The following is a 19,431-nucleotide window of genomic DNA, read 5'->3' on the forward strand; positions in this document are numbered from 1 at the left end:
GGTGGTTGCCGCCGACTCGTGCTCGGGCTGTGGTGATCGGGCCGAAGTCCTGCCGCGCCGGTGCTAACCGAAGGCCCATGACGCCGGCCGCCGGCTGCGCTTCTCGGCCAGCCGCAACTGCTCGCGTAGTTCCTCAAGGATCCGCTTGGTGACCTGGCGTTCTCGCACTGCTGGAACTGCTAGTACACGGTCTGCCAGGGCGGGAAGCCGATCAGCAGCTAACGCCGCGAGCAGCCGCTGCGGACCACGTACAAGCTCGCCTCGACGATCGCCGTGCGGGAGGCTTCGGGATCCTTCCCGGCGACTTGATCAGCGGGAGCATCTGCTCGACCAGGTCACACTGCCCATCGGTCAGGCCAGACGGATACCGCCGCAAGATTCACCGGATCAGTTTCAGAGACTGTCGGGTAACCGGTTGAGTTCGCTGGGTTACGGCGCGACTCGTCGATGCGAAATCCTCGACAAATAGGTCATCCCCGCCAGGATCGGGTTGTGTGTGCAACTACCGATTGACGGGGATGACGCCCGTTCATGCTATCCGTCGAGTTTGACCGAGGCGATGTGGGCGGTCCTCGAACCGTTGATGCCGGTGCGTGACCTGCGTAAAGGCGGTCGTCCGCGGGTGTACTCGGATCGGCTGGTCCTTGATTCGATCTTCTACGTGCTGCGGTCGGGCGGGGCGTGGCGGTTGATGCCGCACGACCTGGCGCCGGCGGACGCGGCGCATCGCTGGTTCACCGCGTGGCGTCGGGATGGGACCTGGGACCGGATCCATGACGCGTTGCGGCGGCGGGTTCGCGTCGCGGCGGGACGTGAGCCCGAGCCGACCGCCGCGATTCTGGACGCCCAGTCGATCAAGTCGAGTGAGGGTGGCGAGGCCCGTGGATTCGACATGGGGAAAAGGACATCCGGCCGCAAACGACACCTCGTGGTCGACACGATGGGCCTGATCCTGGTCGTGATCGTCACTTCCGCATCGGTCAACGACCGCCCCGGCGGACGCCGGATCCTGCAGCATTTGGCGCAGACATTCCGCGCCATCGCCCTGGTCTGGGCCGATGGTGGATATGCCAACAGCATCGACTCCACCTTGCTGAGCTGGGCGAACGACAAACTCGGCATCGTGCTGCAGATCGTGAAACGCACCGACGACGTCAAAGGCTTCAAGGTCCTTCCGCGGCGCTGGGCGGTGGAGAGGACCTTCGGCTGGCTGGTCCGCAACCGCAGGCTGGCCCGGGACTATGAACGGCTGACCGCTAACTCCGAAGCCATGATCAAGGTCGCGATGATCCGGCTCATGACGATCCGCCTCGCCGGCCAGGCGGTCCGCTGGAGCAACGCCATCGACCGCGAAGCCGCCCGACGCATCGACGCCGAGCGACTAATCACAGTGTGACCAGCCGGTTACCCGACAGTCTCTCACTCACCCCGTTGCAGACCGAGCGACAGTGGGCGGTCGGCGTCGATGACGGGGCTGGGACATAGCCGTGTGGCGGCGGGCGTGCAGATCGCGGTGCCAGCGCAGCACGGTCTCCGGGCGCACCAGCAACCGGAACTGGTTCAGCACGGCTCGCGGTAGCTGGTGCAGCAGCGCTGCCAGCCAGGCCCGGTCGGTCGGGTGGAACCGGACCCTGTCGCCGCCGAGCTGCCGTTCGAGGACCATGATCTGGTGGCGCAGGGCGAGGATTTCGGCGTCCTTGTCGCGGTTGCCCATCGGTAACAGCCGCAGTAGCGCGAGGGTGTTGGTCACCCCGAGGTAGGCCAGTCGTAGCAACACAACCGATCATCCTGGCGGAACACTGTGCATCGGCCATCGCTGAGGCTCGGTCGCCGAACCAGTCAGGGTCTCCGCTTACCTATGTCGGCAGGCGTGATGGCTGTGACCAGATCGGATGAGGCTTTCGGCACGCGCAGCGTCACGCCAGCGGATGACCGGGCTGACGGTGGTGCGCTCATCACCCACAATGGATCGGTCGCGGCCGGAGTGCCGTCGCTAAGTGGAGGTGGTCCCGCTGGGCAAGCGCGCCTACGCAGTCGGCCTCGGTGCCGGCCTGGCTGGGATTCTCACCGTCGCCCTGCTGTGGCAGGGCTACGAGAAGACCGATCCCGCGGATCCCCCGCCGACCGCGGCCTGCGGTACCAAGATCACCGTGATGTCGTCTACCGAGAAGTCCAAGCTGCTGGAGCAGATGGCGGCGAGGTTCACGGCGCAGAAAAGCTGCTACACGGTGACGATTAAAGCGGAGGCGTCCGGCGACGCGATGGCCGCGCTCGCTGGCAGCCTCACTTCGGGTTCCGGCTCCGGCGACGACGTCCCGGAGGTGTGGACCCCGGCCTCGTCGGCGTGGTTCCGGCTGCTCGCCCAGCGCACCGGCCGCCCGGAGCAGGAGCTGATCACCGGCAACCTCGGTGCGGTCACCCAGACGCCGTTGGTGATCGCTCTGCCGAAGCCGATCGCCGACACCCTGAACAAGCCGGGTGACCCGGTCACCTGGGCGAAGATCCTGACGATGGCGAGTGACCCGGCGGCCTGGCAGGCGGTCAGCGGCGGCAAATTCGGCCCGTTCACCCTGGGTAAGACCAACCCGCATCTTTCCACCGCCGGGCTCACCTCGCTGCTCGGCGAGTATGCGGCGCTCTCCACCACCAATCCAGGCTCGGTCAGCCCGGCGGACATCGCGGACACCGCACTTCAGGGGAAGCTGGAGACCTTGGAGCACGCGACCATCCACTACGGCGAGACCACTCTCGACTACCTGTGCAAACTGGCGGCGGCGGACGCGGAGAGCGGCACCAAGGCGCTCACCTACGTCAGCGCGGTGCCCGTCGAGGAGAAGTCGGTATACGAGTACAACACCGGCGACCGGGACTGGTGCGACAACAAGGCAAAGCCGGCAGTCCCGCTGGTTCCGGTGATCCCGGCCGAGGGCACGATTATGTCGGACTCGCCGTACGGGGTGATGGCCGGTGCCGACGCGGAACAGGCCGCCCTGGCCGGGCAGTTCTTCTCCTGGCTGCGGGACTCTGCCCAGCAGCAGTCGTTCACGCAGGCCGGTTTCCGTGGGCTGGCCGGTGACCTCGATGCCGCGGTCGCCTCGCAACTCACCGTGGCACAGTCACCGCTCACCAGGTTCGTTGCGGTGCCGTCCGGGCCGGTCCTCGACGGGGTACTCACCTCGTGGGAGAAGATCCGCAAGCCGGCCCGGGTCCTGCTGGTCGTCGACGTCTCCTCGTCGATGAAGTACCGCCTGGACGCCGACGTGGACGCCAAACCGGGCGAGGACAGCCGGCTGAAACGGGTGAAGGACGCGCTGACCGCAGCCGTCGCCGACTTCGGCAAACGCGACGAGGTCGGACTCTGGACCTTCTCCGGGGACAGCAACAGTTCGGCCGACCCGTACACCGAGGTGCTGGCACCGGGGCCGATCGCCGCGCAGTCGGAGCAGCTCTCCCTGGAGTTCCAGAACATGACGGCGAATGGGGCGACGGCGCTGTACGTCACCACCAGGGCCGCCCACGACTGGCTAGAGAAGAACACCGAAGGGTCGTACATCAAGGCGGTCATCGTGCTGACCGACGGCGCGAACGCCTACAAGGGTGACCGCTTCTACACCGAGGCGCAGCTGCGGAAGGCCATCGACGCGACCGGTGTCGGGAACCCGGTGCGGGTCTTCACGATCGGTTACGGCGCCAACGAGCAGATGCTGGAGCAACTGGACGTGATCGCCTCGGTCAGTGGCGGTGGCAGCTACCCCGCGAAGGACCGGGAGGCGATCCAGACCGTTCTCCGCGAGGTGATCAGCAACTTCTAGCGGTCGCCGGCGAGGGCGGTAGTCACATAGCAGAGGACGGCGCCGGTCAGACCGGCGACCGCTCCGGCCACTCCACCCGCCGCGACCGCCACGACGCCGCCGCCGGCCGCGCCGAGCAGCACGGACACCACAGCTGGCCCGGGATGCCACAGGCGCGGGGCCAGCCGCCGTGACGGGGCCTGCCGGTCCGGGGGCCGCGGGGCGGGCGGTGGTGTCAGGGGCACCCTTGGCGCCTCCTGGTGGGCACGGTTGTAGACCAGTGTCAGGTCGCCGACGGTCCCGTGGTCACGCCGGTCCGGTTCGCCGAATCCGCTTCTGGCCAGCTCGGCGCGGACCTCCCGGAAGATCTCGTCGACGGTCAGGAACTCCCGGTCCTTCAGATACTCGACGCCGCTGGTCAGCACCTCCAGCAGCGCACCGGTGAAGGCGGTGTGCCGGGCCTCGGCCGGTGCGGTGCTGGCCTCGTTGCGGCGCGAGGAGGTCAGCACGTACGCGCCCTTGATGTCCTGAAGGGCGGCGTCGCCGCTCATCACCACGTGTGCGTTGCCCGAATAGCAGCAGTCCAGGATGACGATCTTGCGACGGGCCCGGCTCTCCAGCACCTCCTCGCGGATGTACCGGTACTCCAGGGCACTCGACCCGCTGTGTTTACGGGAGTCACGGCCGGTCAGATAGAGCGCCGGGATCTTCTCACTGAGGAATCCGTGACCGGCGTAGTAGAAGATCAGCGTGTCGGTGGCCTCCCGGGCCGCCTGCCGGAGCTGTTCGGTGATCTCCGACGTCTGCTGCGGATCGCTGACCACCCGGACGTTGGCGACCGGGATGCCCCAGAGCCGGTGGTCGGTGAGGGCGGTCTTCAGATCGGCGAGGTTGTTCCTGACCGCGGGCAGGGGCGGATAGTCACCGTGGCGGTAGGTCGCCGTCCCCGCCAGCACCACCCGGGATCCGGCGATGTCCGGAAGTGACACGGTCAGGCGCCCCCGTCCTCGTCGTCGAGCAGCCGGACGATCCGCTCGATCGTCTCGGGATCGCCGGTGATCTCCAGTTTCCGCTCGCCCCGGAGGATGGTGACCTTGGGCTGCCGCTGGACGGGCCGGCTGTCGCGCCAGGCCACGATCGCCACAACGAGGGCCGCGACGTCCAGCCCGGTGTCGGCCACGAATTGGAGGGAGTCCCCGACGATGCCCATCCGTTCGGGGTCCGCCGTGGCGTCAGAGGCCCCCGGCAGGGTGTGCGGGCCGACGCGCGGGTCGTCCCGCAGCCACTCCCGTAGCGAACGCAAATCCTCGAGATCCGCGATGTCGTCAGCGGAGAGTTCGAGCCGGAACGAGGTCACCAGGTCGTCTGCCACGGTTCCCGAGCGTACAAACAGGACTCCAGAAGCCGAACGGCCCGGTCACCCTCAGGAGGGGTGACCGGGCCGTCAGCGGTGGAGCCTCAGCTGCGCCAGGTGTCGGTCAGGGTGACCTGGCCACTGGCCGGGACGGTGGCGGTCCGGTTACTGCCGGACTCCCACGTCTCGCTGCCGTCGGTGTTCTTGCGAATGTACTTGTATTCGAACACTGTTCCGCACCGGGTTTGATGGAGACATCTCCGGCCAAAGAAAGAGCAGGCCACGATATCCAAAGTTCGATCAAGCACCGATGCGCTGACCACTGAGAAGGCTTTCCGATCTAATGTCCGACTAATCGCTCATCTGACATTAAAAGCGGAATGTGGGGCTACGCTCCGTGCGACGGCCCAGCGATCCGCTTGGGCCTCCCTACCCCTATCGCCATGCGTCCGGCGAACCATGCGTGCCGCCGGTCCGCAGGAGGACCCACATGCCCCGCAATCAGCGCACACTCGGCGCCGGGCTGACCGTCGGCGCGATTAGCGCCGCCATGCTCGCCGCGCCCTCGGCCGCGCTCGCCGCGCCCACCCTCGGCCCGCTGGTCGTGTCGCCCGGCGCGTCCGCGACCATCATGGATCCGCAGGTCACGTTCGTCTCGTCGCCCACGGTGCAGTTCTCGCTGACGTCGTGCCCGGCCAAGCTCGGTGCCGCGACCGCGACCACGGCCGGCCCGTGGAACGCCACCAGCGCCAGCCGGCCCAGCCCGAACATGGTCCAGTTCACGGTCCCCGCCAGCGGGGGGCCGACCGCCGGGCCGAACGGCGCCGTGCGGCCCTACTTCGCCTGCGCCTACGACGGCAACGTCGCCGGGACCAGCAACCTGCAAGCCGGCGCCCCGATCTACGTGGGCGCGCCGACACAGGCCGGCCCGTCGAACGGCGTCTCCGGCGGCGGGAACCAGGTCACCGTCACCGCCGCCCAGCCAGTGTTCACCGGGGTCACCGCGCCGGCCGCCGTCTTCACCACCGGCACCTGCAACAGCACTCTGGGCAGCACCAACGCCACGAACCTGGTCGCCACCGGCGTCACCAAGCAGACCGCCAGCAGCTTCACGTTCACGGTCCCGCCGGGCGTGGTCACCACGGGACCGAACGCCACGGCGTACAGCATCTGCCTCTTCGACGGGTCGAGCGCCTCAGGCCAGCTACTGTCGATCGCCTCCTACAACGTGACGCTGCTGAATGTCACGCCGGCGAGCGGCTCCTATCTGAACAGCAACGGCATCACGGTGTCGGCGAACAGCGCTTTCCTGTCCGGGGTGACGACGCCGGCGGTGCTGCTCGTCGGCAGCGGTGGTTGTCCGGGCACCTGGTCGGCAGCGCCGATCAACGGAACCGCGCCGATCCAGATCAACGGCGCGGGCGTACGCCGCCTGTCGAACAACCGTGCCGCGGTGACCATACCGCCGTTACCACTGAACAACAGCCAGCCGACCAGCTATCAGGTCTGTGTCTACGCCGCTAACACCGCCGGACAGTTGCTCGGCTCGGGCACCTACACGGCCGGGATCGTCGCGATGCCGACCGCGGTGTTCCCGGCCGCGGGCCCGGCCGCCGGTGGCAACACGATCACCGTGGTCGGCACCGACTTCCCGACCGACCCGGGGCGTATCACCGCGACGCTCGGCGGGGTGCCGCTGACCGGCATCCAGTCGCTGAGCGACAAGGCGTTCACCGCGCAGGCGCCGGCCCACTCGGTGGAGGCGAACGTCGCCCTGGTCGTGAGCACGTCGGCCGGGACGAAAGCGCTGCCCGGGGCGTACTCCTATCTGAACCCGATCAAGGTGGGACCGAACACCGCACCGAGCAACACCGCCGCTGTCGACGTCTCCGTGCAGGGCACCGGTTTCCTCGGCATCAGCTTCGGAACTAGCGGAAACACCGGCCGGATCTTCCTTGTCGACGGTGTCTACAACGGCGCTGACGCGGGCGCCGGAGCGCGCGCGAACGGCCCGGTCGCCGAATGCCTGAACGTGCTGCCGCTCAGCGACGACGAGCTGATCTGCACGCTGCAACTCAACCGGCGACTCAACGCGCAGGGCACCGACTTCTTCAACCCGATGACCTACACCAACACGCTGACCACGGATGTCTCGACGGTCGCCGGCAGCCGGGTCGTCGTCTCGTCGACCGGGAAGTTCAACGCCAACGACGTCGGCCAGCCGATCGTGCAAAGCGGCAACGGCAACATCCCCGCGAACAGCATCGTCACGTCGGTGCTCAGCCCGGCCAAGGCGATCATCTCAGCGCCGGCCGTTGCCACCTCCGGGTCGGCGTTCACCGCCACGATCGGCAACAGCACGCCGGTGCGCACGCTGACCGGCGCGCTCACCACCACCGCCGGCAGCCCGACGGTCAGCCTGGTCAGCGGCGCGTTCACCCGGGCCGACGTGGGCCGGCAGTTCTTCGGCACGCCGGGCGTCCCGGCCGGCACGACGATCACGTCGGTCACCCCGGGCGGCGCCAGCGCCACACTGTCGGCGCCGGCGAACCTCAGCACCACCGGTCAGATCACCGGCCTGTCGATCACCGACACGTCAACCTCGATTTCCGGTACGGCGCTGGCCTCCACCGACGCCGGCGCCATCGTCCTGCCGAACACCGCCGGCGTCCCGGCTGGCGCCGTGATCAGCGCTGTCACCCCGGGGACGAGCGCCACCCTGTCCCTGGCCGCGACCGCCACCGCGCCGAGCGTGACCGTGCCGGTCAACCGCCCGGTGACCGGCTCGCTCTACGCGGCGGCGCCGGTGCCGGAGGGCGCGTACAACCTGGTCGTGGTCAGCAACGGCGCGCCGGACGCGGCCAACAACGACCCCGACTACTTCCAGACCGACGTGACCAGCAGCTCCACGTTCACGGTCGCCGCCTTCTGATCAATCTGCCGCGCGGCCCGCTTCGACCTCGAACAGCCATTCCAGGTCGAAGTGGGCCGCTCACAGTTTCTGGCTCACGCCTGTCGGTGAATCGGTGTTGTCCTGAGCGACAACCCGGCCATGGCCGACGAGGCCTCGTCGGCTGGCTTCGACGGACTGAGCAGCATCGCCGGCCTCACCGCGACGCTGTTCACGATCCTCACCATGCCAGTTGGCGGCTTCTCCGCACAGCGTGCGCAGCGGGTCGGGCACGGTGTCAACGCTGAGGCTTCGGCGAGACCGCTGGTGTGCGGGATCGTCGTCACGACCTGCTCGAACCGGCGGCGATGTCGGTCTGGAAGGTCTCGGCCTGCAGGTGTTACCTCCTCGAAAGCCGATCAGCACCAGGCCGCTCACTGGTGGCCTCGCTCTGCGTCGTCGAGCTCGCGGATCAACCGGTTTGCGCTGCGTCGGCTGGTCAGGTGCAGCACGGTGGCGTGACCGGCGTGCTCGTCGAGCACCCGCAAGACTTTCGGCAAGGTTTTCCGACGATAGGAGACGACGTAGTGCAGAAACTCACAGTTAACCCGGACGTACACACCACCTGGGTGCTGGCCGCCGCCATAGCGCAATCCCCTTAAGATGATCCCTGCCAGGCATACCAGCGGATGCGGGTCGAGCACGATGATTGTGTCCGCAGCGGCAGCCCGAATCGGCAAGCTAGCCGAGCCGTTCCCGTCGACCACCCACCGCGCGCCGGCCACCACCTTGCGCTGGGCCGCGAAGAATTCTTCCTCACTAACCACGTTCCAACTGGCGTCATAGCGCAGCTCGTCAAGATGGATCACCGGTACACCGAGGAGATCCCCCAGCTTGTGAGCCAGGACCGTCTTGCCGGCCCCACCGGCGCCGAGAATCGCAACGCGGTGCATAAGAAATTTGCCCCATTCGCCTGGTAAGACGACTCGGCCGACGAGGCCTCGCCCGGCGAGATACCGGCGTCGGCCGACCGCCGGGTGGCTGCCCATTTCCGGTGGCGCTGCCTTTCGGGACGCTGGGTTGCCGAAGTGGATGCGCTCGCCGAGGTGTCGAGCCATGTCACGCCGGCGCGGCATGGCGGCATCAAGGAGCTGGACATGGATGATGCGGCCGCGTTCGCGGCGTAACCTGCGGCCTGAAGTGAGAAAAGTTGCTGGTAGAGGCCCGCCAAGGCCATCAGCTCGTGGTGGGTGCCTGCCTCGATCACCACACCGTGCTCTAGAACGAAGATCTGGTCGGCGTGGGTGATGTTGGCTAGGCGGTGGGTGATCAGGATGGTGGTCTTGGTGCCTTGCCGGCTGCGCAGGGCTTGAAAGAGCGCGTCTTCGGCGCGTGGGTCGAGTGCCGAGGAGGGCTCGTCCATGATCAGTAGCGGGGCGTTGCGGAGGAACGCCCGGGCGGCGGCGATGCGCTGCCACTGTCCGCCGGACAGATCCTGGCCCTCTTTGAATGTGCGGTCCAGCAGGGTGTCGTAGCCGTGTGGCAGTTCGGTAATCATGTCGTGGGCGGCGGCTTCGCAGGCTGCCGCCTCGATCCGGGCTGAGTCGGCGGGAGTGTCGATGTCGCCCATCGCGATGTTCGTCGCGGCGCTGAAGGGCCACTGATGATGATCTTGGACTGCGACCGCGATGTGTCGTCGTAGGCCATCGGTGTCCCAGCTCGCGTATGGGCGACTGTTCCAGCGCAGCTCGCCGCTGGTGGGCTCTCTCAGTCCGGAGATCATCGCTGCGAGGGTTGACTTGCCCGATCCGTTCTCTCCGACCAACGCGATCGTCTGGCCCGCGTGGATCGTCAATGTCACCGCGCCGACTGCGGGGCGGTCCCGGTCCGGGTAGTGGAAACACACGCCGCTCAGCGATAGCTCCGTCAATCCGTCCGGGGCTGGCCGTATATCGGCATCGTCGGGTTTCGGCTTGCCGGGCAGGAAGGCTGCCGAGCTGGCAAGGAAGCGGATGTATTCGTTGAAGAATTGTCCAGAGGAGAAGACCCGGTCGACCTGGAAGGTCACTTGGGCCAGTGCCCGCTGCGCGGCCTGCACAGCGATCACACACGTCGCGGCAGCCGCGAGCGGAATCTCGCCGTCGACCAGCAGCATGCCCAGCAGCACGTAGACACCGGCCAGGGCAATCCCGCCGATGGCCGCACCGATGCTGGTGGTCGCGGTGACTCGCTGCGCCACCCGGAGTTCCTCGCCGATCTGGGCGCCCATCACCTGGTCGTAGAGGCGCAGCAGGAACCCGCGCAGGCCGTACGAGCGCAGTTCGGCCGCCGATTTGCGGTCGGCCATCAGCCGTTGAAGCACCCACTGCCGACGCCGGCGGGTCGAGCTGGCCAGGTAGCTCTGGAAGCGCACGTGTCCAGCCCGTAGCGCCGCGTATCCGGTCGAGACGGTTGCGACGAGCAGCGCAGCCAGCAGCAGCGGGTGAATTGTCACTACGGCGACGATCACTGCCAACAGACTGACGACGCCGGCGAACAGGTTCATGGTGTTCTGCACCAGTTCGATCGCGGCTTCGGTGCCGCGGGTCGCGCGTTCCATCCCTTCGGCGAAACCGTCGTCGTCGAACGCTCGTAACTCCACGCCGGTGGTGTTTTCGAACAGCTCACGTTCGACCGCGAGGTGCACGCGCGGCGTCAGCCCGTTCAGGGCGTACCCGACCGCCAGTCCCAGACCGCCACGGATCATGGTTACGGCGGCCAACCAGGCCAGTGCGGGTAGGGCGGCCCGCACGCGGTCTGGAGTAGGGCCGCCGGCGAACAGCTCGATCAGCACCCGCTGCGTGGCCAACAGGCCGAAGGCCGCGAGCACCCCCGAACACGTGGTCGCTGCCACGATCAGGGCCGTGCGCACTTTGTCGGCATCCCATGCCACCCGGAGCGCCTTGCAAATCAGGCCAGGTAGTTCGCTGAAGACGCCGAGGATGCCGGCGTCCGCTCGCGCTCGAAGTCCGGTCTCCCACCAGCTTGGCCGGAATTCAGGCAGTACCGGCGATGCGACAGGCCGGGTGCCTTGAGGAGAGGTCTGGCTGTCAGTGTCCAGGCTCCTAGCGGTCACTGGGTCCGCCCGCGGCTGGTGCCTGCCCGGTCGAGGGGATGCCGGCCTGTCCGGGGTCACCACAGCTGTAGCGCTTCCAGGATCGTCGCGGCGCGGGGTAGTTCTGGGGTCGGCTGGCCGGTCAGTAATTCCGGTTTGAGTGGTACGTGGGTGTCGAGGCGGATCAGGTCGCGCCAGATAGCGACCCGGTGCCACGCATCGGTGATGCGTGCTGGAAGACCTTGGCCCGTATCAGCCGGCCTGCACGGTTCCTGTTGCGGTATTGATCTGCTCGGCTAGGAGCCGGGACGTGCGCTGCGAAGTCGGCGGCCCGGTCGGTACAGCCCCGCCCCCGACGGGGTCACCGACCTGGGCTGCCAGACCAAGGCCTTCGACGGCAAAAAGGGCTGATCAGGCACTCTTGATTCTCGGTGACGTCCGGGGCGCCGAACGGCGCCGAGAAGCAGGGTGTGGACAGGCACCGAGGGTGCAGGCCTCGAAACCCACTCGTCTGTGTGCGGCTGCCCGGGGCTTCCTTCTGATCGGTATGTGTCGGGGCGTTGTCGTGGTTCTATCGGTCGGCTGCTGTCGTGGTGGGCGGGGCAGCGCGTACCGCTGGCGGGTCGGTGGTGTTCGGGTCGGCGGTGGGCAGGGTGAAGCAGATTCGGGTGCCGCCGCCGGGGTTGTCGGTCACGCTGATGGTGCTGTGGTGCCGGTCGATGATGCGTTGGCAGATGGCGAGGCCGAGGCCGGTGCCGGGTCGGTCGCCGTGGTTGCCGGCGCGGCGGAATGAGGCGAACACGTGTGGTTTCTCGGTGTCGGGGATGCCGATGCCGCGGTCGGCGATCTCGATGCGGGCACTGTCGTCGCCGGGGCGTTGGTGGGCGGAGATGTCGATGCGGGCCGGCTGGCCGGGCATCGTGTACTTGATTGCGTTGCCGATGAGGTTGTCGAGCAACTGCCGGATCATGGCTTTGTCGGCTCGGACCACGGGCAGGGGGCCGGTGTAGATGTCGGGGAACAGCACGGGTGGTCCGTCCGTGGTGGGGTGGCGCAGGTGGTGAATGCGTTCGGCGATCACGTCGGCCACCAGTTCGTGCAGATCGACGGCTTCGGGCTGCAGTGGGGCGTCGCGGGCGGTGGCGTAGGCGAGTAGGTCGTCGATGAGCCGGCGCATGCGTTCGACGCCCGCGCGGATGCGGTGCAGGCTGTGCCGTAGCGCCGGGTCGGTGTCGGCTGGTAGATCCTCGTCGAGGATTTCGGCGTGCCCGGCGAGCGCGGCCAGCGGTGCGCGCAGGTCGTGGGCGGCGACGCCGGCGAAGGCGCGTAGATCGGCTTCGCGTTCGCGTAGGACGGTGACGTTGTAGGAGGCGGCGACCGCGCCGATGATGGTGCCGCCGGTGTCGGTGAGCGTGCGGGCATGCAGCAGCACTGCTGTGGTGCTGCCGTCGGGCAGCGCGACGACGGCTTCCATGCCGTCGACGTCTTCACCGCGCAGTGCCCGCGCCAGCGGGGTGTCGTCGGCGCTGACGGGGCGGCCGTCGAGGTGGCTTAGGCCGGCGAAGGCGGTGGCGAGGGTGGCTGCGTTGCCGTCGGCGGGCATGGTGCGTCGGGCGGGAAGGTTGGCGTGCACGATCGCGCCGCTGGTGTCGCAGGTGATGACGGCAACGTCAAGGGCGTCCAGGATTTGCGTCAAGTAGGCCTTCTGCTGTTCCAGGGCGTCACGGGCGGCGCGTAGTTCAGCCTCAGCGGCGGTGCGGGCGGCGAGTTCGGTGCGTAGGGCGTCGGTGGCGGCGGTGAGTTGCGCGTCAGCGGCCTTGCGGGCGGTGATGTCGTGGTAGACGGCGACGGCGCCGGTGTGGCCGGTGTTGCTGTGCAGCGGGCGGGCGGAGACGCTGATGATGAGGCCGTCGGGGTGGGCGGTGTTACGAACCAGCATCTCCACCTGTTCGGGCTCCTCGCCGTGCAGGGCCTTCAGCAGCGGTATGTCGGCGGTGGGGAACGGGGTGGCGCTGTCGGGCAGGTAGAGGCCGTAGTGCTCCTGCCAGGTGGCGGGTTGGGCGCCGCCGGCGCCGAAGATGGCGTTGGCGGCGGGGTTGTGCAGCAGCCACCGGCCGTCGCGGTCGATGACGGTGACGCCGTCGCTGATGCAGTCCATGATGGCGGTGAGCAGGTCGGCCTGGTCGCGGGCGGCCTCCTCGGCGGCCGCCAGGTCGGCGGTCGCTGCCTGGACCTGGGCGCGGGCACGGGTGCGGCCGGTGGCCAGCGCCCATACCAGTCCGGCCAGCAACAGGGTGAGGGTCGCGCCGGCGCCGGCCGCCACTGTCGGCATGCCGGTCGCCGCGCCGGGCAGCCTGCGTCCGGCCGCTGCGATGTGCAGCTGCCAGATGCGGTCCGCGACGGGGATCTGCGCGTCGAAGGTCAAGTCCCGGTCGCCGGTGGCTTGTGCTTGGTGGGTGGCCACGGGCTGGTAGGTGCCGTCGGCGCGCTGTGCCCGCAGGGTCACGTCGACCAGGTTCTGCGACACCCGGGTCAGGGTGGCGCCGATGAGGTCGAAGCCCCGGATGCCCAACATCACCCAGCCCTGGAAGGTGCGGGCGGCATCGGCGGCGTAGACCGGCGCGGTGAAGACGAACGAGAGCTGCCGCTGCTCCGGTGGTAGTTGCTGGTCGATGATGAGCTGGTACGGGTCGGACAGGGTGACCCGGCCGCTACGCCGTGCCTCCGTCAGAGCCCGGGTCGCTGACGCCGACTGGGTCACGTCGATGCTGTGCCGCGGCGTGGTGGTCCCGTCCAGCGGCTGACTGAAGATGGAAAAGATGTGCTCACCGGCAGCGCTCTTGGGCTGCAGGGCCAGGTCGGGTACGCCGCGGGCCCGCCAGCGTGCCTGCACGGCGGTGAGGTCGCCGTCGGCGACCGGCACCAGGAACGCGATCGAGGTCGCCCCGGCCAGGCCCATGTCGGCCAAAGGCTGGGTGACCTTGGTGAACGTTGCCGCAGTCAGCGGCTCGAACGCGCCGGCCGCAGCCGCGACGGTGCGCAGCGAGTCGATGTAGCGGCCCGCCTCGCCGGCTACCGCCTCAGCGATCAGGGTGGCACGCCGTTCCAGCTGCTCCGCGGCGGTAGCGCGCTGGCCGGACGCCAACGTCGCACCGACCGCGATCGACAGCAGCACCCCAGTGACCGCTACCAGTGCGGTCAGCGTCAGCGCCGAACTGCGGACAACGGCCCAATACCTTTCCACGTCACCCTGTTCGGCACCGTCGGCACGTCCCTGACAATGAACACCTGTCGACCGGCGGTTCGCGCCGAACCGCCGGTCACAGCGGATCGCGTCGTGGCCGCTGGCTGTCAGACGCTGGCGCGGACAACACGTAGCAGGACACGCTGGTCAGAGGCGGGCCCGGACCGCTCCTCCCGGGAGAGAGAGGGATCCGTCGCGGCTCCCGGGTGCCGGGCCTGAGCTGCGCGGTCAGGTGATTCGTGGATGTGCCACCGCCGTACGGGCTTCGGGCATCGTGGCGTACATCGGCAGCCGTTGTGCGCCGATGTATTGCAGCCGTTGTTGCAGCACCGTTGCCGTGGGCAGGCACAGCGCGAGCCGCACCGGTGGCCTGATGACGGCCGCGGCTCGCCGGGCCGCCAACCATAACGGCAGGCTGGTCGCCTCGTCGTCCGACAGGCCGTGCAGGTTGACGATGATGGCGGCGGGCCGGCCGGCGAAAGCGTCCCGCAGCGCGGCGGACACGTCCAGGCCCAGTGTGTGCGACCACGATCCGTGGACCGCGATCTCGACCACTGCCGCGACCTGGTCAGCGATGTCTGCCGATGGGCACACCGCCACATGTGACCCGGTGACGCGCGAGCGGCGTAACGGACCGGAAAGCCTCTGCACGGGTGTCATCGGGCAGGCCGTGCCGGCGTGCGGACACGGATCAGCAAGCCGGCAGGGCGGCGGCCGTGACGGGCCGCAAATACGCGGGGGTTCTGCAAGTGCCGGATACCGGCGGACGGCAACGATGCGATGGCCATAGCCGATACGACAGCGGAAGGCGAGGAACTCACAGCTGCACCCCAAGACGGATTTGGCGCGGAATTGGAACATGCGCTACCGGGGGTCTGGGGCAGCAGGAACAGTGGCTCGGCCACCGCATTCATAATCTACGGCAGTTCTTCCCGGTCAGGTGGTTCATCACTCTCAAGAGGGGTTGTCGCAAGGGCGCCTCCTCGCTTTTGCTGGGCGCGGCTGCCTGCCCTCGCTACAGGCACAAGGGCGGATCAACGGCGACCACGGGCGACCGGTGAGTGTGGGCCGTCGTGGCGTGGGTACCCGGTCGCCGTGCCCACCGGCGAATTCTGATCCCGCCCAGGTGGGCGATGACAGCCGCCGATCACCTTCTACGGGAGGATTTGGGAGAGATTTCGATCATGACCTCTGGCGTACGGACTGTGGCTGTGCTGGCCTGGCGATGACTGTGGATCAAGCAGCCGACCAGCGTGTGCTCGCCTTTGCCCACACCGCGCTGATCATCGACGCAGATCTCGACCTGCCTCGCGTGCTTGAACCCGAACTGCACCGCTCGGCGGAAATCTACGACGAGGTGCTGCTGGTGGTCAGCGCGCGCACCCGCGCCGTGCTGGCCGATGCCGCCGCCGACGTGCCCGGCCATATCCTGAGCTGGGGTGACCCGGCTTCGTTCTACCAGCGGCTGGGCTCTGCGTACGAAGCGTTCCGCCGCTATCTCGCCGCACAGCACCAAGCCGGCCGACGGGTGCACGTGATCGCCGAACCGGACCTGCTCAGCACTGTTGACGCGCGATTCCACGCTGACCGGGCCGCGGCCTATCTGGCCTACGAAGCGGTCGGCAACCACACCTTCGCGATCGGCAGATCTGCGGTGACCTGCATATGGGACCACCGTGACCACGGGGACGCCATCATCGACGCGGTACGGGCCACCCACGCTTACGAGCTCACCGGCACCGGACCGGCCCCGTCACCGCACTACCTGTCCCCGGAGCGATATCTGTCCGAACGGCACGACACGCCGATGCGGTCCGCGCCCCCGCACGTCGACCGCGACCTGACACTGCACGACGTCGCCGAGCTGAGCGCCTTACGTTCCCTCCTGGGCGCCTGGGCCGCCGATCGAGGCTTTGCCGGGGAAGCGATCGAAGACCTCACCGTGGCGGTGGTCGAGGTGGCCACGAACGGACTGCGTCACGGCGGAGCCCCGGTCCACGTTCGCGCCTGGCACCACGGCGACACTCTGGTCGTCCAGTGCGACGACGCGGGGAACCAGCCGATCCCGGCCACCGCCGGCTATTACCGCCCCCACCCGCTCGCCGCGACGACCGGCGGGCGCGGGCTGTGGCTGGCCCGCCAACTCGCCGACGTGGTCACCGTGTCCGCGGCGCCCGGCCGGACAACGGTTCGGCTGCTCTTCCCGCGACGGCTCATGCAGCCGCAGGCGTAACGTCGCCGCACCCGTTGCCGGGACCGCTCGCACCCGAACTCACGACATCTCAATACGCGATGCCGTCAGTACATTGGCGCCGACTCATTGGCGCAAATCGAGTAGAAATTGAGGCAGAGGTCAGCCGCAGCCGTCGCCTCCAAGGTAGGCCCTCAGATCATCCCTGGAGAGAATGCCATCTCCCCGCCCTCCCTGCGCAGCGGTCTCCATCTGATGGAAGAGATCCTGGTGGTTGATGAGGTAATTGGCAGCGGCCCCCAACTCAGCCGGGAAGTGGTTACGGGGATCCGCAGCCGCAGCCAGATCGTCCAGCGAGATACGCCCGTCAGGCGTATTGTGCTGTGCCGCAGTATCGAAGCCGGTAAAGTTGGTGAGGACCGTCTGCGCTATCCCTTCCTCCGGGCAGGGTGCGGCGCTCGCGCTGCTTGCTGTCGTGAAGAGAAGACCGGCGGTGACTACAACCGTTGTGCCAGCAAAGGCTCCGGTCCACCATCGGCGTAGTACCCCTGTTGCCTGGATCAACGCTGCCTCGTTTCTAGGTGTCAAGTTTCTAGGTGTGACGCATGTTGATCGATCCGCATCGCTAAATGGAATGTTGCTGACTCATGTAGCGTCTGGTCGGGCGATCGTCGGTTGTTTGTCTGATTTGCAGCTCAGGAACCCTGACAGCAGGCATACGGCCCGCAACACTCCCTGCGCCGGCACACATGGATCCCGAGCCATATCAAAGGCCCCGACGGCGCCGAACTCTTGGAGACCACGATCGTCAACGTCTGGCGAAGGTAAACAGCCTGGCCCGCGGCGTAGGCGGCATTCGGCCCCGGACCGCCGCGGAGGACGGGGCGGGTCTCCGTGGCTGCCCCGCTGCGCGGGGAACCCCCTCTTGCCGTCACTGGCCGCGGCCTGGGAATAGCACCTGGGACAAGGGCGGTCCGGAACCCGGGCGTCCGCCGGCCTGGCGTGCCGGTGTCCCCGGCCCGCGGGCCCGTGAGCCGGGGCGGCGTCGGCCAGCGTGCGACCAGTGTGCCCGGACTGCGCTGTGCTGCGCTTGGTGGACGCGTCGGCCGAACTGCGGCGCCTTTCGCCGTAGAGCTGCTGTGCTAACAAGGTCAGGCTGCCGTGCCCGGTCGAGCGGGCACGGCACCCCCAAGTCGTGACTGCGATGTTGCCGGACAGCGCACCCCGGCGGGCAGTTCCCGGCTGTGGAGGTGGTCCTCGAGGATGCTGTCGCGCTCATCGCCGGGCCACAGCATCGTGTCGGTGAAGGCGATGCCCAGGTAGGCCAGGCCGGTGCCGGCCTGCCGGGTCGGGTCGATCGCGTCGCCGTCGGCGGTGACGCACCAGGCGTGCGGCAGGTCCCAGAGGCCGCCGCCGGCGCGGGTTGTGGCGATCCCTTCGGCGTAGAGCAGGCCGTGCTCGCGGGCCACCGACGCGGCGTTGCGGTAGCAGTGCTTGTCGGGTGCCTGCCGATCGGCGCGGGCGTGGGCCGGGGCGAGAACAGCCGGCCCTGGGCGAGGAGTAGATGCGACCCGGTAGCAAACGCCCAGCCCCCGGGCGCGCCCGATATGCCCGTCGACGAGCTCCGTATAGGAGCGTATGTAGACGAGCAGTGCTGCCAAATCTCCCGTCGACCGGGGGTGCATGCTGCCGGGTGGGGCCGTTGACCAAGCTGCTGGAGCGCCCGAGCAGCGCCCTAGAACTTTTAGTCCTTCGGCATGCTTTGGACGTGGTTGATGCCGCTGGCGTAGAGTCCGTCCACCGCCTCTTTTACTTCCGCGGCGGACATTATCTTGCCGTCTCGGGCGTAGACCCAGTTGACGCGCATGTCCCAGGTGCGAGGTCCGGTGAACGGCAGGTCGATGAACCAGCTGCTGAACTGGATCTTCATGCGTTCCTTCGGGGCAGACTTGCCTCTGCTGGTGAACACCTTTTTACCGTCGATGAGGTAGGTCACCTCGTCGCCGGTCGCGGTGATCATGAGGAGGTGCCAGCCGGCGAGGGGCCGGCTGACCGCCCGGGTGTCGCGGTCGCCCTGCTTCGTGCTGCGCCAGCTCACCACGTCCATTTTCGGCCCTGTTGCTCCCCAACCGCCGTTGGGCTGGTATTCGTAGTCCAGCTCGCTGTACTTCGGGGACTGTCCGGACGCCGAGATCGTGTTGAACGCATGGTTCACGTGATCCCCGTCGGAGCCTTTGGCCGGTTTGTCGGTGAAGAAGACGCGCGCGGCAAGAGTTCCGGTGAAGAAGACCGGTGCCTTGGTGCTGAGCTCGGCCTGGCGGGTGTGGCTGCTGGCGCCGTCGGTGCTGGCCTGTAGTTGCAGTGCCTGGCCGCCCATGGCGCTCTGGTCGGCAGGGAAACTGGTGGCGTTGGCGTTGTAGGTGCCGTGGATGCCTGGACCGCCGCTCTCGGTGCGGGCCATCCAGCCGTTGGCAGCCAGCGCTGGGTCGTCGCGACCGGTGTAGTGGAAGTCGTCGAACATGATGCCGGGCGGTGGCCCGGGCACGGCTGGTCCATCCTGATCCGCCAAGGGACCCTGCCGACTGGGTTCCTGGCCCCAGGCCAGGCTGCCGCTGAGGTAAGCAGTGACCTTCTTCGACGGCTGGTATCGGATGGCTTTCGGATCGAATGACCGGTCGTTGTCCTGCGCGAGTTTCTTGTGGTCGAGCCGGTAGAGCTGCAGTCCGATGCCCTGGGTGCTCTTACCCGGAGCCAGTTGCCCGGCGGTGGACGTGAAGCCGATCACTATCTGGCGGTCCGCAGCGGCGGTCGGGTTGGACAGCGCGCCGATGGCCCTATGTCAACTCGCTTACTCCGACGTTGAACAC

Annotated in this window: 14 protein-coding genes and 2 pseudogenes; 4 read left to right on the forward strand and 12 right to left on the reverse strand. The window is 67.9% G+C overall.

Annotated elements, in window-relative coordinates:
- Positions 1 to 508 precede the first annotated feature (508 nt).
- A pseudogene (locus Acy02nite_RS23380) lies at positions 509 to 1,318 on the forward strand (IS5 family transposase); the annotation flags it as partial.
- A 105-nt stretch (positions 1,319 to 1,423) separates the two neighbouring features.
- On the opposite strand, the gene Acy02nite_RS23385 reads toward Acy02nite_RS23380, so the two are convergent.
- A complete protein-coding gene (locus Acy02nite_RS23385) occupies positions 1,424 to 1,777 on the reverse strand; it encodes a hypothetical protein (RefSeq protein WP_203743905.1) in 354 nt (117 codons plus the stop codon).
- Between the two features lie 220 nt (positions 1,778 to 1,997).
- Here Acy02nite_RS23385 and Acy02nite_RS23390 point away from each other — a divergent pair, with 220 nt between their 5' ends.
- A complete protein-coding gene (locus tag Acy02nite_RS23390; protein WP_203743907.1) occupies positions 1,998 to 3,812 on the forward strand; it encodes a vWA domain-containing protein in 1,815 nt (604 codons plus the stop codon).
- Here the strand turns inward: Acy02nite_RS23390 and Acy02nite_RS23395 are convergent.
- From Acy02nite_RS23395 to Acy02nite_RS47235, 3 genes are all read right to left on the reverse strand, one after another.
- Positions 3,809 to 4,780 (reverse strand): caspase family protein, encoded by a 972-nt coding sequence (locus tag Acy02nite_RS23395; protein WP_203743909.1) that lies wholly within the window; start codon positions 4,778 to 4,780, stop codon positions 3,809 to 3,811. The genes Acy02nite_RS23390 and Acy02nite_RS23395 overlap by 4 nt on opposite strands.
- A 2-nt stretch (positions 4,781 to 4,782) precedes the next feature.
- Positions 4,783 to 5,163: an effector-associated constant component EACC1 gene (locus tag Acy02nite_RS23400; RefSeq protein WP_203743911.1), complete on the reverse strand. Its 381-nt coding sequence runs from the start codon at positions 5,161 to 5,163 to the stop codon at positions 4,783 to 4,785.
- A gap of 86 nt (positions 5,164 to 5,249) precedes the next feature.
- On the reverse strand, positions 5,250 to 5,375 hold the full coding sequence (locus tag Acy02nite_RS47235; protein ID WP_425548065.1) for a carbohydrate-binding module family 20 domain-containing protein: 126 nt from the start codon (positions 5,373 to 5,375) through the stop codon (positions 5,250 to 5,252).
- 260 nt (positions 5,376 to 5,635) lie between these two features.
- Here Acy02nite_RS47235 and Acy02nite_RS23410 point away from each other — a divergent pair, with 260 nt between their 5' ends.
- Positions 5,636 to 8,077: an IPT/TIG domain-containing protein gene (locus Acy02nite_RS23410; protein WP_203743913.1), complete on the forward strand. Its 2,442-nt coding sequence runs from the start codon at positions 5,636 to 5,638 to the stop codon at positions 8,075 to 8,077.
- A gap of 60 nt (positions 8,078 to 8,137) precedes the next feature.
- Here Acy02nite_RS23410 and Acy02nite_RS23415 read toward each other — a convergent pair whose 3' ends face one another.
- From Acy02nite_RS23415 to Acy02nite_RS23435, 5 genes and pseudogenes are all read right to left on the reverse strand, one after another.
- Entirely contained in the window at positions 8,138 to 8,329 is a 192-nt protein-coding gene (locus Acy02nite_RS23415; protein WP_203743915.1) for a hypothetical protein, read from the reverse strand.
- Positions 8,330 to 8,469: 140 nt separating this feature from the next.
- Positions 8,470 to 8,904, reverse strand: a complete 435-nt coding sequence (locus Acy02nite_RS23420; protein ID WP_203743917.1) for a P-loop NTPase family protein — start codon at positions 8,902 to 8,904, stop codon at positions 8,470 to 8,472.
- 314 nt (positions 8,905 to 9,218) lie between these two features.
- Positions 9,219 to 11,150: pseudogene (locus Acy02nite_RS23425) on the reverse strand (ABC transporter ATP-binding protein); the annotation flags it as partial.
- Between the two features lie 550 nt (positions 11,151 to 11,700).
- Complete coding sequence (locus tag Acy02nite_RS23430; protein ID WP_203743921.1) at positions 11,701 to 14,373, reverse strand: ATP-binding protein; 2,673 nt, start codon at positions 14,371 to 14,373, stop codon at positions 11,701 to 11,703.
- Between the two features lie 228 nt (positions 14,374 to 14,601).
- Entirely contained in the window at positions 14,602 to 14,967 is a 366-nt protein-coding gene (locus Acy02nite_RS23435; protein WP_203743923.1) for a hypothetical protein, read from the reverse strand.
- Between the two features lie 631 nt (positions 14,968 to 15,598).
- Here Acy02nite_RS23435 and Acy02nite_RS23440 point away from each other — a divergent pair.
- Positions 15,599 to 16,606 (forward strand): ATP-binding protein, encoded by a 1,008-nt coding sequence (locus tag Acy02nite_RS23440; protein WP_203743925.1) that lies wholly within the window; start codon positions 15,599 to 15,601, stop codon positions 16,604 to 16,606.
- A 120-nt stretch (positions 16,607 to 16,726) separates the two neighbouring features.
- On the opposite strand, the gene Acy02nite_RS23445 is transcribed toward Acy02nite_RS23440, so the two are convergent.
- The 3 genes from Acy02nite_RS23445 to Acy02nite_RS23455 form a co-directional block, all read right to left on the reverse strand.
- Positions 16,727 to 17,128: a hypothetical protein gene (locus tag Acy02nite_RS23445; RefSeq protein ID WP_203743927.1), complete on the reverse strand. Its 402-nt coding sequence runs from the start codon at positions 17,126 to 17,128 to the stop codon at positions 16,727 to 16,729.
- Positions 17,129 to 17,715: 587 nt separating this feature from the next.
- Positions 17,716 to 18,033: a hypothetical protein gene (locus Acy02nite_RS23450; protein ID WP_203743929.1), complete on the reverse strand. Its 318-nt coding sequence runs from the start codon at positions 18,031 to 18,033 to the stop codon at positions 17,716 to 17,718.
- 275 nt (positions 18,034 to 18,308) lie between these two features.
- Positions 18,309 to 19,394 carry a glycoside hydrolase family 16 protein gene (locus tag Acy02nite_RS23455; RefSeq protein ID WP_498063718.1) on the reverse strand — a complete coding sequence of 362 codons (1,086 nt, stop codon included), beginning with the start codon at positions 19,392 to 19,394 and terminating at the stop codon, positions 18,309 to 18,311.
- Positions 19,395 to 19,431: the final 37 nt, after the last annotated feature.

Source organism: Actinoplanes cyaneus (assembly GCF_016862095.1).
In the GTDB taxonomy this organism is placed as follows: Bacteria; Actinomycetota; Actinomycetes; order Mycobacteriales; family Micromonosporaceae; genus Actinoplanes; species Actinoplanes cyaneus.